Origin of the sequence: Geobacillus sp. BK01 (assembly GCF_052220245.1) — a bacterium.
Lineage (GTDB): Bacteria > Bacillota > Bacilli > Bacillales > Anoxybacillaceae > Geobacillus.
In genome coordinates, this window is sequence record NZ_JBQPTH010000005.1 from 167108 (window position 1) to 182149 (window position 15042).

A 15042-nucleotide genomic window follows, 5' to 3' on the forward strand; every position below is an offset into this window, starting at 1 on the left:
TGCTTCTGGAAATAACGGTTTCGCCTTGAGTGTTAGGAAAGCAAAGGAGATGGAGGGCATGAAACAGCCTGTTCTCGCTTCCTTGTATTTATCCCTTGCCGCTGGCATTTGGGGCGGGATGTATGTCGTGAGCAAATACGTGTTGGACTACATTCCGCCGTTGACGCTCGTCTGGCTTCGTTATGCCATTGCCTTGATCGTGCTTGCCGCCATTGCGGCGGCAAAACGCGAGCGCCCGCCGAAAAACGGGCGCGACTGGGGGATGGTCATCGCGATTGGCATGGTCGGCTATGTCGTCTCCATTTCTTTGCAATTTGTCGGCACGAAATGGTCGAACGCCCATACCGCTTCACTCATCACCGCCTCGACGCCGGCGTTTGTCGTTTTGTTTGCCCGTTGGCTGCTTGGCGAAGCGCTCACATGGCGGAAAATCAGCGCGCTGTTATTGGCGGCATCCGGCGTCATCGTCATCGTCGGCTTCGGAGGCGGCGGGGAGTCGACGTTCGCCGGAAATATGGCGCTAGTCGGTGCAGCGGTCACTTGGGCGCTATTGTCGGTGCTTGTGAAAATGGCGTCAGTCCGATTGTCTGTATTTTCCATCACCACCTACGCCATCTTGGCCGCATTTATTGGCATGACGCCGATGATGGCCGCTGAAAGGCCGGGCTTGGCTATAAACCAATGGAACGCGCCTGTCGTGCTCGGCGTGTTATACCTCGGTGTGGTGTCGACCGCCGGCGCCTTTTTTCTTTGGAATAAAGGAATGGAGATGATGGACGCTGGCATCGGCTCGCTCTTTTTCTTTTTCCAGCCGCTCGTTGGCTCGCTTTTTGGCTGGCTGTTTTTGCATGAGCAGCTCACCGCCTCGTTTTGGCTCGGCGGCGCGCTCATTGTTACCGGTGTGGCGGTGGCGGTGCGAAGCGGGCCAAGCGCGTGAGAAAGGAGGCGATCAAAAAGCGAAGCGCCTTCGTGGAGGCCTTCGCTTAACGAACAGAAGGATGTTGCTTTCCGGTTGGTTTCTCACCGTCCGCCCACTTTTTCCCCGACCGCCCGGCGCGGCAGTTTCCAGCCGTATGTGTAGGATAAAATGCGCAAAGCGGCGACAGCGATAAACAGTATATACAGTTCCATAGGAGAATTCGCCCATCTCAACCCGATGGCAAGACCGGCGAGAATCGCCCAGGCGGCGTAAATTTCCGCATGCAACACGAGCGGCTTCCGCCCGGCGAGCACATCGCGGATGATGCCGCCGCCGCTGCCGGTCAACACGGCGGCGACGATGACGGCGCTTAGCGGATGCCCCATTTTCACCGCGTGCAGCGCTCCTTGGATGGCAAACGCCGACAAACCGAGGGCGTCAAAAAAGTTGCCCCACCGTTTCCATGGCGGCAACATTTGCCGTGGGAACAAATAGACGACTGTCATCGAGATTAAGGCGACAAGAAAGAGCTCCCCCTGTTGCCATAAAGCTGACACGGGCAACCCGATCAGCAAATTGCGCACCGCCCCTCCGCCAAAGGCGGTAACGATCCCCAAAATATATACCCCGAGCAAATCGTACTCCTCTTCCATGGCGATGATCGCCCCGCTGATGGCGAACGCGATCGTGCCGATGATGCTTAACACTTCCCATGTCATCGAAGTCGTTCCTTTCTAAGCGAATTTCTCCTATCATTGTAGGGGTAACAAAGCCCGGGAATCAATCATTTTTTTGAATGAACTAGCAAGCCGGCCGCCCATTTTGGTATGATGGAAGAAGACAACAAGTCCGCCAGAAAGGAAGGATGCCATGGGCCGTGAACAAGCCATTATCGTCGGCTGCCAACTCGCCGGTGTTGATCATGAACGGTTTTGCTACTCCATGGAAGAGCTCGCTTCGCTCGTGGCGACGGCGAACGGTGAAGTGGCTGCCGAACTGACGCAAAAGCGTGAAACGCCGCATCCGGCGACGTATATCGGCAAAGGGAAAACGGAGGAGCTCGCCGCGCTTGTGAAGGAACTCGATCCTGATCTTGTCGTTTTTAACAGCGAGCTTTCTCCAAGCCAGGCGCGCAATTTGACGAACATGCTTGGCGAGGTCAAGGTCATTGATCGGACGCAGCTCATTTTAGACATTTTTGCCCAACGCGCCCGCTCGAAAGAAGGAAAGCTGCAAGTTGAGCTCGCCCAGCTCGAGTATATGCTGCCGCGCCTGAGCGGCCAAGGAGAGATGCTCTCGCGTCTTGGCGGCGGCATCGGCACGCGCGGACCGGGAGAGACGAAGTTGGAGACTGACCGCCGCCATATTCGCCGCCGCATTGACGACATTAAAGAGGAACTGCGGCGCATCGCCGGGCATCGCGGGCGGTATCGCGAGCGCCGGCAAAAAAACCGCGCCTTTCAAATCGCGCTCGTCGGCTATACGAACGCCGGCAAGTCAACGATCTTCAACCGGTTGACCGCCGCCGATTCGTTCGAGGAAAATTTGCTGTTCGCCACGCTTGATCCGCTGACGCGCAAGTGCGTCTTGCCATGCGGCTACACGGTGCTTGTCACCGATACGGTCGGGTTCATTCAAGATTTGCCGACGACGCTCGTTGCTGCGTTTCGCTCGACGCTTGAAGAAGTGAAGGAAGCGGACTTGCTGCTTCATGTCGTCGATTCGTCGCACCCGGATTACGCCGAACATGAGCGCACCGTATCGCGGCTCATGGCGGAACTAGGGGCCTCTTCTATTCCGGCCGCCACCGTTTACAATAAAAGCGATCGGCAAGCGCCGGAATTTCTCCCGACGGCAACCGATGCAATTGTGATGAGCGCGCTCTCGGCTGCCGATGTCGACCGGCTCCGCCTCTTTATCGAAGAGGCGGTGAAACAGCAAATGAGTCGTTATGACGTGTCGATTCCAAGCGGAGAAGGAAAACTGCTCGCCCGTCTCAAAACGGACACGATTTTGCATGAATGGCATTATAATGAACACGAGGGCACGTACGACTGTCAAGGATACGTGCTGCCGACACACCCGTTATATGGGGAGCTGCAATCATTTCAACGGTAAGAAAGGGTTCATCTTATGTTTTGGACACAGTGGAGACAAGGAGAAAAAATCGCTGCTCTCATCGAGGAAGTGGAAACACAAATTGCACCGATCCACCGCGCTATCGATGAGCTCATCGATGTGAACCAATATCGCGTGCTCGACAGTTTTCGCCGCCATCAGGTGAGCGACGGGCACTTCATCCCGTCAACCGGCTACGGCTACGACGATATCGGCCGCAATGCGCTCGATAGCATTTACGCCGATGTGTTTGGAGCGGAAGCGGGGCTTGTCCGTCCGCAAATCATTTCCGGCACGCACGCGATTGCGATCGCCCTGTTTGGCGTCTTGCGGCCGGGCGATGAATTGCTTTACATCACCGGCGCTCCGTACGATACGCTTGAGGAAATCGTCGGCGTCCGCGGCGGCGGCGTCGGTTCGCTAAAAGAGTTCGGCATCCGTTATCGGAGCGTGCCGCTGATGGAAGACGGTTCCGTCGACTTTCAGGCTGTTCGCGAAGCGATCCACGAGCGGACGAAAATGATCGGCATTCAGCGTTCGCGCGGGTATGCGACACGCCCGTCGTTTACGGTCGATGAAATCGCGGAGATGACCGCCTTTGTTAAAGCGATCAAGCCGGATGTCGTGGTGTTTGTCGACAACTGTTACGGCGAGTTTGTGGAGGAAAAAGAGCCGTGCCATGTCGGCGCCGACTTGATGGCCGGCTCGCTGATCAAAAACCCGGGCGGAGGCTTGGCGAAAACGGGAGGCTATATCGTTGGCAAGCAGCCATACGTCGAAGCGTGCGCCTGCCGGATGACCTCACCGGGCATCGGGGCGGAAGTCGGCCCGTCGCTTTATACGTTGCCGGAGATGTACCAAGGGTTTTTCCTCGCCCCGCACATTGTCGGCCAAGCGCTCAAAGGGGCGGTGTTTACGGCAGCGATGCTCGAGCGCATCGGACTTTCGACATCGCCATCGTGGAAGGAGAAGCGCACGGACCTCGTGCAATCGGTTCGCTTTGACGACCCGAAGCAAATGGTTGCCTTTTGCCAAGCCATCCAAGCCGCTTCTCCGGTCAACGCCCATTTTACCCCGCACCCAAGCGAGATGCCCGGCTATGAAGACAAAGTCATCATGGCGGCCGGCACGTTCGTGCAGGGCGCGAGCATCGAGCTGACGGCAGACGGGCCGCTGCGGCCGCCGTATGTTGCGTACGTGCAAGGCGGATTGACGTATTCACACGTGAAAATCGCCATTTGCTCAGCCGTTCACCGCCTGCTTGAGCAACAGCTCATTTGTTTGTAAGAAAATATGACGTGTCATTGACTATTTTCTTGACATTATGATAAAATGAAGGTATCAAAAGCGAGGAGGAATTGGCATGAGTAGCCATATTCGTCGTTCCATGCCATTGTTTCCGATTGGGACTGTGATGCAGCTAACGGACTTATCAGCCCGTCAAATCCGCTATTACGAAGAGCACGGCCTCGTCACGCCAGCGCGCACGGAAGGAAACCGGCGGCTGTTTTCGCTCAATGATATCGACCGTTTGCTCGAAATTAAAGATTTGATTGACCAAGGCGTTAACTTGGCCGGCATCAAGCAAATTTTTGCCGCCCGGCAAGAAGGGCGCCGCGAGCAGCCGGAAAAAGTTGAAAAAGTAGGGAGACCGAAGCTGTCAGACGAGGAGCTGCGCGAAATGTTGCGGACGGAGCTGCTGCAGGCCGGGCGATTCCAGCGCGCATCGCTTCGCCAAGGAGATCTCGCTCGCTTCTTTCACTAATGACTAGGAAATGATTTCGGAGCCGGGGAGGAGTTGTCAACATGGCAAAATATACGCGCGAAGACATTATGCGCATCGTCAAAGAAGAAAACGTCAAGTACATTCGCCTGCAATTTACGGATATTTTAGGCACGATCAAAAACGTCGAAATTCCGGTTAGCCAAATCGAAAAAGCGCTCAACAACAAAATGATGTTTGACGGGTCGTCGATCGAAGGATTCGTCCGCATCGAAGAATCGGATATGTATTTGTATCCGGATTTGGATACGTTTGTCATTTTTCCGTGGACGTCAGAAAAAGGGAAAGTCGCCCGCTTCATTTGCGACATTTACAATGCGGATGGCACGCCGTTTGAAGGCTGCCCGCGCTACAACTTAAAACGCGTGTTGAAGGAAATGGAAGCGCTCGGCTTTACAGCGTTCAACTTAGGGGCGGAGCCGGAGTTTTTCCTTTTCAAGCTTGATGAACACGGGCGTCCGACGATGGAACTGAATGACCGTGGCGGCTATTTCGATTTGGCGCCGACGGATTTGGGTGAAAACTGCCGGCGCGACATCGTGCTTGAGCTTGAAGAAATGGGTTTTGAAATCGAAGCATCGCACCACGAGGTCGCCCCAGGGCAGCATGAGATCGATTTTAAATATGCCCACGCCATTAAAGCGTGCGACGACATTCAAACGTTTAAGCTCGTCGTCAAAACGATTGCCCGCAAACATGGGCTGCATGCGACGTTTATGCCGAAGCCGATTTTCGGTATTAACGGTTCGGGAATGCACTGCAACTTGTCGTTGTTCCGCAACAACGAAAACGCCTTTTTTGATCCGAACGGCGATTTGCAGCTGAGCGATACAGCGCGGCAGTTTATCGCTGGTGTGCTGAAACATGCGCCGAATTTTACGGCGGTGACCAATCCGACGGTCAACTCGTACAAGCGGCTCGTTCCGGGCTATGAGGCGCCGTGTTACGTTGCTTGGTCGGCGCGCAACCGCAGCCCGCTCATCCGCATCCCGGCTTCGCGCGGCATGAGCACGCGCATCGAAGTGCGCAGCGTCGATCCGGCAGCGAACCCGTATTTGGCGATGGCTGTGCTGTTGGCGGCAGGGCTTGACGGCATTCGCAACAAGCTCACTCCTCCGGCGCCGGTTGACCGAAACATTTACGTCATGACGAAAGAAGAGCGGCTCGAAGAAGGGATTGTTGATTTGCCGGCGACGCTGATCGAAGCGCTTGAAAACTTGAAATCGGACGAGGTGATCGTCCATGCGCTTGGCAAGCATTTATTCGAGCATTTCGTCGAAGCGAAAGAAATCGAGTGGGATATGTATCGGACAACGGTCCATCAATGGGAGTTGGACCAATATATGGAGCTGTACTAATCGAAAAGCTGCCCCGACAAACGGGGCAGCTTTTGTTATGGCGCGCGGCGCCGGCCGGACCCTTAGTCGATCAGGCGATACACGCCGATCACTTTGCCAAGAATCGTGCAATGACGAACGATGATCGGTGCGAGATGGATGTTTTCCGGCTGCAGGCGGATATGGTCTTTTTCTTTGAAAAACCGTTTTACCGTTGCTTCGTTTTCCTCCGTCATGGCGACGACGATGTCGCCGTTATTGGCGGACGACTGTTGGCGGACGATCACATAGTCGCCGTCCAAAATGCCGGCTTCGATCATGCTGTCGCCCATCACCTCGAGCATAAACAACGGTTCCTCGCCGGCGGCGAGCCGCTTCGGCAGCGGGAAATAGTCGTCAATGTTCTCGACAGCCGTGATCGGCTGTCCGGCTGTCACTTTGCCGATGACCGGCACCGAAATGATCTCCCCTTTTTCCCCCGCTTTTTCCGTATCGCTGTCCAAAATTTCAATGGCGCGCGGTTTCGTCGGGTCGCGGCGGATGTATCCTTTGCTCTCAAGGCGCGCAAGATGGCCGTGGACGGTTGAACTCGACGCCAAACCGACCGCTTCCCCGATTTCCCTTACCGACGGAGGATAGCCTTTCGTTTTCACTTCCTGCTTGATAAACTCTAAAATTTGTTGCTGCCGCTTGGACAGTTTCGTCATCCTTTTTCACACCTCTTGCCACATCATTTGCTTTCATTATAGCATGGGAGAACGAGAAAAACAAACATAAGTTCGAATTTTTTTGTTGACGCAAACAAACGTTCTTGATTATAATGGAGAAAAAACGAACAAATATTCTAGGTGAGGGTGGGGACATGAAAAAAGCACTGATGCACTATCTCGTTTTTTCGGCCTTGCTCGCGTTAACGCTCGCGGCATTCGTTTATGCCGGCAGTCCGGTCGATCGAAATGCATACATGACTGTCACCGTTGCTCCCGGTGACACGCTTTGGGGGTTGGCGAAACAGTATGAAGGGGAACACGGGCTGTCACCGAACGAGTTTATCCGCTGGGTGGTAGAGGTAAACCATCTGCTGAGCTCGCGCCTTACGGCAGGTGAACAAATCGTTATTCCTGTGTTAAAATCAAAGCAGGACGGCTCGTTGGCCGTCAGGCGGTGACAGAAAGAAGGGGTTGCCATGAAGGCGGTCATTTACTGCCGCGTCAGTACGGACAAAACAGAACAGGAAACGTCGCTGGCACGGCAACGCGCCGAACTGGAGAAGCTGGCAAAAGAGTGCGGCTTTGATGTCATCCAAGTGATCGCCGAGCAGGCGAGCGGCTATGAAGCCGACCGCGACGGGGTGCTCGAGCTGCTTGCACTTTGTGAAGAAGGCGCGGTCGACGCCTTGCTCATTCAAGATGAAACGCGGCTTGGACGCGGCCACGCGCGCATGGCCGTGCTGCATTGCTTGAAAAAACGGGGCGTGAAAATCTACAGCGCCAGCCATCGCGGCGAGATGCCGCTGTCAGAGGCAGATGAAATGGTGCTGTCGATCATCGCCATCGTGGAGGAGTACCAACGAAAAATACATAATGCAAAAATTAAGCGCGGCATGCAGCGGGCTATCGAGCGCGGCTACCGGCCGGAGCGGAACTTGGCGCGCCGCGGTGAAAACGCCGGGCGCGACCGGATTGAACTGCCGGTTGAGGAAATCGTCCGCTTGCGCGGGCGCGGCTTGACGTTTGCGGAGATCGCCGCCACGCTCCGGAGCTTCGGTTACGCGGCGTCCAAAGCGACCGTCCATCGCCGCTACCAGGAGTATATGGACGAACACGAGCGGCGCTAGCGTCCGAGAGCCGAGGCTTCCCTGTTGCCATTGGCCCGCCCGGTCGGATAAGATAAAACAGAGCAATAACATGATAGACAGGAGAAGATGCCCCATGCTTGCCAAGCATAAATTGGCCCGCATCAATGAGCTGGCAAAAAAGGCGAAAACGGTCGGCTTGTCGGCTGAAGAAACAATCGAACAGGCAGAGCTTCGCCGCGAATACATTCAGGCGTTCCGCCAAGCGATGACCGACATGCTTCACACGGTGACGGTCATCGACCCAAACGGCAACGACGTGACGCCCAAAAAATTGAAGGAAAGCCAGCGTCGTCGCCTTCATTAAACGACGGGCGAGAAAGGCGGAGATGCCCTGTTTTTTCTGACAGTGAAAATAACGTTGTACAAAGAAGCTGATTTTCTATATGATAGTAAATGACACCATGTTGACGAAAGGGAGGAACACGATGGCGCATTCGATCGAAGAATTAGCGATTACCACCATCCGTACGCTGTCGATTGACGCGATTGAAAAGGCAAAATCCGGGCATCCCGGCATGCCGATGGGCGCGGCGCCGATGGCGTACACACTCTGGACGAAATTCATGAACCATAATCCGGCCAATCCGGGCTGGTTCAACCGCGACCGGTTTGTTTTGTCCGCCGGGCACGGGTCGATGCTGCTTTACAGCTTGCTTCATTTAAGCGGCTACGATGTCACGATGGACGATTTGAAGCAGTTCCGCCAATGGGGAAGCAAAACGCCGGGGCACCCGGAATACGGCCATACGCCAGGGGTAGAGGCGACAACCGGCCCGCTCGGCCAAGGGATCGCGATGGCGGTCGGCATGGCGATGGCGGAGCGGCATTTGGCGGCTACATACAATCGCGACGGATTTGACATTATCGACCATTACACGTATGCGATTTGCGGTGATGGCGACTTAATGGAAGGGGTGGCGAGCGAAGCGGCTTCCCTCGCCGGCCACTTGAAGCTCGGCCGCTTGATTGTTCTATATGATTCAAACGACATTTCCCTTGACGGGGAGCTGAACTTGTCATTTTCGGAAAACGTCGCCCAACGCTTCCAAGCATACGGCTGGCAATATTTGCGCGTTGAAGATGGCAACAACATCGAACAAATCGCCAAAGCGCTCGAGGAAGCACGCGCCGATCTCGACCGGCCGACGCTCATTGAAGTGAAGACGACGATCGGTTACGGCGCGCCGACAAAGGCGGGCACATCGGGCGTCCATGGCGCTCCGCTCGGGGCCGAGGAAGCGAAACTGACGAAAGAAGCATACCGCTGGACGTTTGCTGAAGATTTTTATGTGCCGGATGAAGTGTACGCCCACTTCCGAGAAACGGTGCAAGAAGCCGGGGCGAAAAAAGAAGCGGAATGGAAGGAACAATTGGCTGCCTACGAGCAGGCGCATCCGGAATTGGCCGCCCAGCTGAAGCAGGCGATCGAAGGGAAGCTCCCGGACGGTTGGGAAGCATCGCTGCCGGTGTATGAAGCAGGCAAAAGCTTGGCGACCCGTTCATCGTCCGGGGAAGTGATCAATGCCATCGCCAAAGCGGTGCCGCAGCTGTTTGGCGGTTCGGCTGACCTGGCGAGCTCGAACAAAACGCTCATTAAAGGTGGCGGCAACTTCTTGCCGGGCAGCTATGAAGGGCGCAACATTTGGTTTGGTGTGCGCGAATTTGCCATGGGGGCGGCGTTAAACGGCATGGCGCTCCATGGTGGAGTGAAGGTATTTGGCGGCACGTTCTTCGTGTTCTCGGATTATTTGCGCCCGGCGATTCGGCTGGCGGCGCTCATGGGCTTGCCGGTGACGTATGTGTTGACGCACGACAGCATTGCCGTCGGGGAAGACGGCCCGACGCATGAGCCGGTTGAGCAGCTTGCTTCACTCCGGGCGATGCCGAACTTGTCAGTCATCCGACCAGCTGATGCGAACGAAACGGCGGCGGCTTGGCGGTTGGCGGTTGAATCGACGGACAAGCCGACCGCGCTCGTTCTGACGCGCCAAGACCTCCCCACCTTGCCGACAACAGCCGATTTGGCATATGAAGGCGTGAAAAAAGGTGCGTACGTCGTCTCGCCGGCGAAAAACGGCACTCCAGAAGCGCTGCTGTTGGCGACCGGTTCGGAAGTGAGCCTGGCGGTGAAAGCGCAGGAAGCGCTCGCTGCTGAAGGCATCGATGTCTCGGTCGTCAGCATGCCGTCATGGGACCGCTTTGAAGCGCAGCCGGGAGCGTACCGCGATGAAGTGCTTCCGCCGACGGTGACGAAGCGGCTTGCCATTGAAATGGGCGCGTCGCTCGGCTGGGAGCGCTATGTCGGTGCGGATGGCGACATTGTAGCCATCGATCGGTTTGGCGCTTCTGCTCCGGGAGAAAAAATTATGGCTGAATATGGTTTTACCGTTGACAACGTCGTCCGTCGCGTGAAAGCATTGCTTGGCAAGTAACCGAACGACCGTGAGAACAGGCTGCCCTTGCGCGTTGCAAGGGCAGCTTTTTTGATCGAGTTGCGGCGGACGCCCGCCGCAACCAAAAATCGACAATGTTAGTGAAAAAAATTACCGCTAATAGACATATTTTTCCCCTTTCCTTTTCTATAATAGAAATAGATGAAGAGAAATGGGGGATGGGACATGGTTCGTTATTGGATTTATTTGTTAAATGATGAAGTGGCGGCACACTACCGCCACCGGACGGAAAAAATTGTCGAACTGCTTCGGGAGCATCAGTATGCGAAAGCGCCGTTGAAAACGATTTGCCGCAAGCAAGTTGAATTTATTACCGAACGGTTGTCGTTTTCGCGTCTCGAGTTGGGCTTAAAGCAATATTTTGTCGGGCGTGTCGGCAAAAATTTAGAGCGCAATATGTTCATTTTGCAAAATGACGCCGGTGACGAAGCGCTTCTTGTTGTGCAAAAGCGCCGCCTGCTGCTTGTTGCTGACAGTGCGCCGCTGGCGGCCGACATCGGCCGGGCGCTCGCCAGCGTAGCGCCATCGTTTTTGGCGGTTGCTGCTGATTTTGTCGACTATCATTGGCTGTCTGCACCGGCGCCGGGAAGAAAATTTGCGTAAGGCGAAGATTTTTGTCGCGGAATATTGTCTAATGGCACATCGTTTAGTACACTGTTAAGGAGACAACAAGAAGGAGGAAAATCGCTGTATGTGGACCACGATTCTCGTTGGTGTGCTGGCGCTCATCGCCGGTGTGGCGCTCGGGTTTTTCATCGCCCGCAAAACGATGATTAATTATTTGAAGAAAAATCCGCCGATCAATGAACAAATGATCCGCATGATGATGATGCAAATGGGCATGACCCCGTCGCAAAAGAAAATCAACCAAATGATGAAAATGATGAACAACCAACTGAAATAAGGGAAACGGACACTCGATTGAGAGTGTCTTTTTATTTTGGAAAAATGTTCTTTCAAAATTTTTCTAGTTTTGTTACAATAATATGGCGGTTGTTCGTTAGCCAAATGAAAGGGGGCGGGTCGCGTGAGCGTGTTCCGCGATTTGTTTTGGTTTTTTCGCCAAGAGAAAAAGGCGTACATCACCGGCGTTCTATTGCTCGTGATCGTTGCCTTTTTAGAAACGATCCCGCCGAAAGTGATCGGCCTTCTAGTCGACTATATGAAAAACGGCACGATGACGAAAGAAGTGCTCGTTCGTTGGGTGGCTGTTCTCGCTGCCATCGCAGGGGCGCTCTATATGCTCCGCTACGCCTGGCGCATTTGCATTTTCGGCTCATCTGTCAAGCTCGCCCGCCAGCTGCGCAACGAGCTGTACAGCCACTTTACGAAAATGGCGCCGTCATTTTACCAGCGGAAGCGGATCGGTGATTTAATGGCTCATGCGACAAACGATTTGCAAGCCATCCAACAAACGGCGGGAAGCGGCATTTTAACGCTCGTCGACTCGGTGACGCTTGGCGGTTTTGTCCTGGCGACGATGGCCATATCGATCAGTTGGAAGCTGACGTTGATCAGCCTGCTGCCGCTGCCGATTATGGCATGGGCGACAAGCCGCTACGGAACGATGCTTCATCAGCGGTTTTTAACCGCACAAGAAGCGTTTTCGTCGCTGAATGATAAAGTGCAAGAAAGCATGAGCGGCATTCGCGTTATAAAAGCGTTCGGCTACGAAGAAAAAGATGTGGAAGCGTTCCGCCGCCAATCGGAAGATGTGGTGGCGAAAAATGTCGCGGTCGCCAAAGTTGATGCGCTCTTTGATCCGACGATCGGGCTGCTTGTCGGGCTGTCGTTTTTTCTTGCTGTCGCGTTCGGCAGTCAGATGGTCATGGCCGGCGAGTTGACGATCGGCGAGCTCGTGTCGTTTACGACATACCTCGGCCTGCTGATTTGGCCGATGCTGGCCTTCGGCTGGCTGTTTAATATCGTCGAGCGCGGGCGCGCCTCGTACGACCGGGTGCGGGCGCTGTTGGCCGAAGACGATGAGATCAAAGAAATGCCGGGGGCGTTGGCCGTTCCGCCGCAGGGGAACATCGAATACGACATCCGCCGGTTCGCCTATCCGGGAGAGATGAAACCGGCGCTTGCCGACGTCCGCTTCCGGCTTGAGCGCGGAGCGACGCTTGGCGTCGTCGGCAAAACCGGGGCCGGGAAAACGACGCTGTTGCGTCTGTTGTTGCGCGAGTTTGACAACTATGACGGTGACATTCGGTTCGACGGCCATGACATCCGCCGCTATACGTTGTCGGCGCTGCGGGCGGCCATTGGCTATGTGCCGCAAGACCATTTTCTTTTTTCCGCTTCTGTTCGCGACAATATTGCGTTTGCTAAACCGGAGGCAGGCGAGGAGGAAATTGTCGAAGCGGCGCAGTTGGCTTATATTCATGATGACATTCTCCATTTTCCGGACGGGTATGAGACGGTCATCGGTGAGCGCGGCGTTTCGCTGTCCGGCGGTCAAAAACAGCGGCTGTCGATCGCCCGGGCGCTTCTGATGGACCCGGAGCTGCTCATTTTAGACGATGCATTGTCGGCGGTCGATGCGAAAACAGAAGAGCGGATTTTAACGGCATTGAAGCAGGAACGACGCGGGAAAACGACGATCATTGCCGCCCATCGTTTAAGCGCGGTCGAGCATGCCGATTGGATTCTCGTCCTCGATGGCGGCCGCGTCATACAAGCGGGGACGCATGAAGACTTGATGGCTGAAGACGGCTGGTATCGCGAGATGTATCGGCGTCAACAGCTTGAGGCGCTTGTGGAATGACAACGGATAGGAGGGAGCGTATGAACGAACAAGTCTTGACGGTCAAAGAGCAGCGGCGCGTTTTGTGGCGGCTGCTCGCTTATATGGGGCGATACAAAAAAGAAGCTGCGCTCGCCTTTGCGCTCCTTCTATTGGCGACCGCCGGGGAGCTGGCCGGCCCGTATCTCGTGAAAGTGTTTATCGATGATTATTTGATGCCGAACCGCCTCGCACCGGGTCCGGTGACGGCGCTGGCAGCCGCCTATATCGGCGTGCTCGTCGGGAAAACCGTCATTTGGTATTTTCAGCTGATTGGGTTTCAGCGGCTTGCTTTATATATTATCCAAGCGTTGCGGATGGACGTCTTTTCCAAAGTGCATCGACTTGGGATGAGCTACTTTGACCGGACGCCGGGCGGCAGCATCGTCTCGCGGGTGACAAATGACACGGAAGCGATCAAAGATATGTTTATTAGCGTTTTAGCGGTGTTTGTGCAAAACGGTCTGCTTGTCATTGGCGTTTATATCGTCATGTTTTCACTCAATGTTCAGCTTGCGCTGTTTTGTCTGTTCATTCTTCCGGCCATCGCATTGATTATGAAAACATACCGCCGTTACAGCTCGGTATTTTACCAAGAGATGCGCGAACGGCTGAGCGAGCTGAACGCCAAATTGAATGAATCGCTGCAAGGGATGGCCATCATTCAAGCGTTCCGCCAGCAGCGCCGCCTGTACGAAGAGTTTGCTGCCGTAAATGAGGCGCATTACGAAGCGGGAATGAAAAACATTCGCCTTGACGGGCTGCTGCTTCGGCCGGCGATCGATGTTGTCTATATGGTGTCGATCATGGTCGTACTCAGCTTTTTCGGCATTTCGGCGCTTGAGAGCCCGGTCGAGATTGGGGTGCTGTACGCGTTTGTCAACTATTTGGAACGTTTTTTCGAGCCGGTGACGCAAATGATGATGCGGTTGTCGCTCTATCAGCAGGCGATCGTTTCCGCCTCCCGCGTCTTTGCGCTCCTTGACCATGATGAAGAGGCCCCGTCCAATCCGGAACAGGCGCCGTATACGATTGAGCGTGGAGAAATTGAGTTTCGCGATGTCAGCTTTTCATATGATGGCAGGCGCGACGTGCTGAAGCGGCTGTCTTTTACCATCCGTCCCGGGCAGACGGTGGCGTTCGTCGGGCATACGGGCAGCGGCAAAAGCTCGATCATCAACTTGCTTATGCGGTTTTATGAATTTGATCGTGGCGATATTTTGCTTGACGGCCGGTCGATCCGCGACTATTCGCGCGCCGAGCTGCGCCGCGCTCTCGGTCTCGTCTTGCAAGATCCGTTTTTGTTTTATGGGACGGTGAAAGAGAATATTCGCATGTATGACGAGCGCTTAAGCGATGAAGAGATTAAGAGCGCCGCCCGTCTCGTACAGGCGGATGCGTTCATTGAACAGCTGCCCGGACGCTATGACCATCTGCTTGCGGAGCGCGGCGCCACGTTATCGAGCGGGCAACGCCAGCTCCTTTCGTTCGCTCGCACGATCGCTGCCAATCCGAAAATATTAGTGCTCGATGAGGCGACCGCCCATATTGACACCGAGACGGAGGAGGCGATTCAAACGGCGCTGGCGCAAATGCGAAAAGGGAGGACGACGATCGCGATCGCCCATCGCCTGTCGACGATTCAAGACGCCGACCAAATTTTTGTCCTGCACCGCGGCGAAATTGTTGAGCACGGTACACACCAACAGCTGTTGGCGCAAAAAGGGTTGTACTACCAAATGTACTTGTTGCAAAACGGTCTTGTCGATGCCCGCGCGTAAAGAAAAAA

The 15042-nt window shown here is 54.9% G+C and carries 15 protein-coding genes; 13 read left to right on the plus strand and 2 right to left on the minus strand.

From position 1 onward, the window contains the following. Positions 1–58 precede the first annotated feature (58 nt). Complete coding sequence (locus ACTVDO_RS07865) at positions 59–937, plus strand: DMT family transporter (protein ID WP_020959448.1); 879 nt, start codon at positions 59–61, stop codon at positions 935–937. A gap of 83 nt (positions 938–1020) precedes the next feature. Here ACTVDO_RS07865 and ACTVDO_RS07870 read toward each other — a convergent pair whose 3' ends face one another. Beyond that, positions 1021–1638 (minus strand): trimeric intracellular cation channel family protein, encoded by a 618-nt coding sequence (locus tag ACTVDO_RS07870; protein WP_020959449.1) that lies wholly within the window; start codon positions 1636–1638, stop codon positions 1021–1023. Between the two features lie 151 nt (positions 1639–1789). On the opposite strand from ACTVDO_RS07870, the gene hflX reads away from it, so the two are divergent. From hflX to glnA, 4 genes are all read left to right on the plus strand, one after another. Beyond that, positions 1790–3037 carry a GTPase HflX gene (gene hflX / locus ACTVDO_RS07875; protein WP_020959450.1) on the plus strand — a complete coding sequence of 416 codons (1248 nt, stop codon included), beginning with the start codon at positions 1790–1792 and terminating at the stop codon, positions 3035–3037. Between the two features lie 15 nt (positions 3038–3052). Then, positions 3053–4324: a methionine gamma-lyase family protein gene (locus ACTVDO_RS07880; RefSeq protein ID WP_020959451.1), complete on the plus strand. Its 1272-nt coding sequence runs from the start codon at positions 3053–3055 to the stop codon at positions 4322–4324. Between the two features lie 76 nt (positions 4325–4400). Beyond that, on the plus strand, positions 4401–4802 hold the full coding sequence (locus tag ACTVDO_RS07885; protein WP_023817566.1) for a MerR family transcriptional regulator: 402 nt from the start codon (positions 4401–4403) through the stop codon (positions 4800–4802). A gap of 41 nt (positions 4803–4843) precedes the next feature. Next, a complete protein-coding gene (gene glnA / locus ACTVDO_RS07890) occupies positions 4844–6178 on the plus strand; it encodes a type I glutamate--ammonia ligase (protein WP_442901305.1) in 1335 nt (444 codons plus the stop codon). Between the two features lie 62 nt (positions 6179–6240). On the opposite strand, the gene lexA is transcribed toward glnA, so the two are convergent. Further along, positions 6241–6864, minus strand: a complete 624-nt coding sequence (gene lexA / locus ACTVDO_RS07895) for a transcriptional repressor LexA (protein ID WP_020959454.1) — start codon at positions 6862–6864, stop codon at positions 6241–6243. A gap of 155 nt (positions 6865–7019) precedes the next feature. Between lexA and yneA the strand changes: the two genes are divergently transcribed. The 8 genes from yneA (at position 7020) to ACTVDO_RS07935 (ending at position 15034) form a co-directional block, all read left to right on the plus strand. Then, positions 7020–7325: a cell division suppressor protein YneA gene (yneA, locus tag ACTVDO_RS07900; RefSeq protein WP_020959455.1), complete on the plus strand. Its 306-nt coding sequence runs from the start codon at positions 7020–7022 to the stop codon at positions 7323–7325. A gap of 18 nt (positions 7326–7343) precedes the next feature. Beyond that, the gene (locus ACTVDO_RS07905; RefSeq protein ID WP_020959456.1) at positions 7344–7994 is read left to right on the plus strand and encodes a YneB family resolvase-like protein; all 651 of its coding nucleotides are present in this window, start codon (positions 7344–7346) and stop codon (positions 7992–7994) included. A gap of 94 nt (positions 7995–8088) precedes the next feature. Further along, complete coding sequence (locus ACTVDO_RS07910; RefSeq protein ID WP_020959457.1) at positions 8089–8319, plus strand: DUF896 domain-containing protein; 231 nt, start codon at positions 8089–8091, stop codon at positions 8317–8319. 121 nt (positions 8320–8440) lie between these two features. Next, the gene (gene tkt, locus ACTVDO_RS07915; RefSeq protein ID WP_020959458.1) at positions 8441–10447 is read left to right on the plus strand and encodes a transketolase; all 2007 of its coding nucleotides are present in this window, start codon (positions 8441–8443) and stop codon (positions 10445–10447) included. Positions 10448–10633: 186 nt separating this feature from the next. Further along, the gene (sirA, locus tag ACTVDO_RS07920) at positions 10634–11071 is read left to right on the plus strand and encodes a sporulation inhibitor of replication protein SirA (protein ID WP_442901306.1); all 438 of its coding nucleotides are present in this window, start codon (positions 10634–10636) and stop codon (positions 11069–11071) included. 88 nt (positions 11072–11159) lie between these two features. Further along, the gene (locus ACTVDO_RS07925) at positions 11160–11372 is read left to right on the plus strand and encodes a YneF family protein (RefSeq protein ID WP_020959460.1); all 213 of its coding nucleotides are present in this window, start codon (positions 11160–11162) and stop codon (positions 11370–11372) included. Between the two features lie 123 nt (positions 11373–11495). Beyond that, the gene (locus ACTVDO_RS07930) at positions 11496–13235 is read left to right on the plus strand and encodes an ABC transporter transmembrane domain-containing protein (protein ID WP_020959461.1); all 1740 of its coding nucleotides are present in this window, start codon (positions 11496–11498) and stop codon (positions 13233–13235) included. A gap of 20 nt (positions 13236–13255) precedes the next feature. Next, complete coding sequence (locus ACTVDO_RS07935) at positions 13256–15034, plus strand: ABC transporter ATP-binding protein (RefSeq protein WP_020959462.1); 1779 nt, start codon at positions 13256–13258, stop codon at positions 15032–15034. Positions 15035–15042: the final 8 nt, after the last annotated feature.

Excerpts from the sequence above, each read along its gene's own strand:
- ACTVDO_RS07925 (WP_020959460.1), top strand. The coding sequence starts at position 11,160 with ATGTGGACCACGATTCTCGTTGGTGTGCTGGCGCTCATCGCCGGTGTG.
- lexA (WP_020959454.1), bottom strand. The coding sequence starts at position 6,864 with ATGACGAAACTGTCCAAGCGGCAGCAACAAATTTTAGAGTTTATCAAG.
- yneA (WP_020959455.1), top strand. The coding sequence starts at position 7,020 with ATGAAAAAAGCACTGATGCACTATCTCGTTTTTTCGGCCTTGCTCGCG.
- ACTVDO_RS07870 (WP_020959449.1), bottom strand. The coding sequence starts at position 1,638 with ATGACATGGGAAGTGTTAAGCATCATCGGCACGATCGCGTTCGCCATC.
- tkt (WP_020959458.1), top strand. The coding sequence starts at position 8,441 with ATGGCGCATTCGATCGAAGAATTAGCGATTACCACCATCCGTACGCTG.
- ACTVDO_RS07865 (WP_020959448.1), top strand. The coding sequence starts at position 59 with ATGAAACAGCCTGTTCTCGCTTCCTTGTATTTATCCCTTGCCGCTGGC.
- ACTVDO_RS07935 (WP_020959462.1), top strand. The coding sequence starts at position 13,256 with ATGAACGAACAAGTCTTGACGGTCAAAGAGCAGCGGCGCGTTTTGTGG.
- ACTVDO_RS07910 (WP_020959457.1), top strand. The coding sequence starts at position 8,089 with ATGCTTGCCAAGCATAAATTGGCCCGCATCAATGAGCTGGCAAAAAAG.
- ACTVDO_RS07885 (WP_023817566.1), top strand. The coding sequence starts at position 4,401 with ATGAGTAGCCATATTCGTCGTTCCATGCCATTGTTTCCGATTGGGACT.
- sirA (WP_442901306.1), top strand. The coding sequence starts at position 10,634 with ATGGTTCGTTATTGGATTTATTTGTTAAATGATGAAGTGGCGGCACAC.
- hflX (WP_020959450.1), top strand. The coding sequence starts at position 1,790 with ATGGGCCGTGAACAAGCCATTATCGTCGGCTGCCAACTCGCCGGTGTT.
- glnA (WP_442901305.1), top strand. The coding sequence starts at position 4,844 with ATGGCAAAATATACGCGCGAAGACATTATGCGCATCGTCAAAGAAGAA.
- ACTVDO_RS07905 (WP_020959456.1), top strand. The coding sequence starts at position 7,344 with ATGAAGGCGGTCATTTACTGCCGCGTCAGTACGGACAAAACAGAACAG.
- ACTVDO_RS07880 (WP_020959451.1), top strand. The coding sequence starts at position 3,053 with ATGTTTTGGACACAGTGGAGACAAGGAGAAAAAATCGCTGCTCTCATC.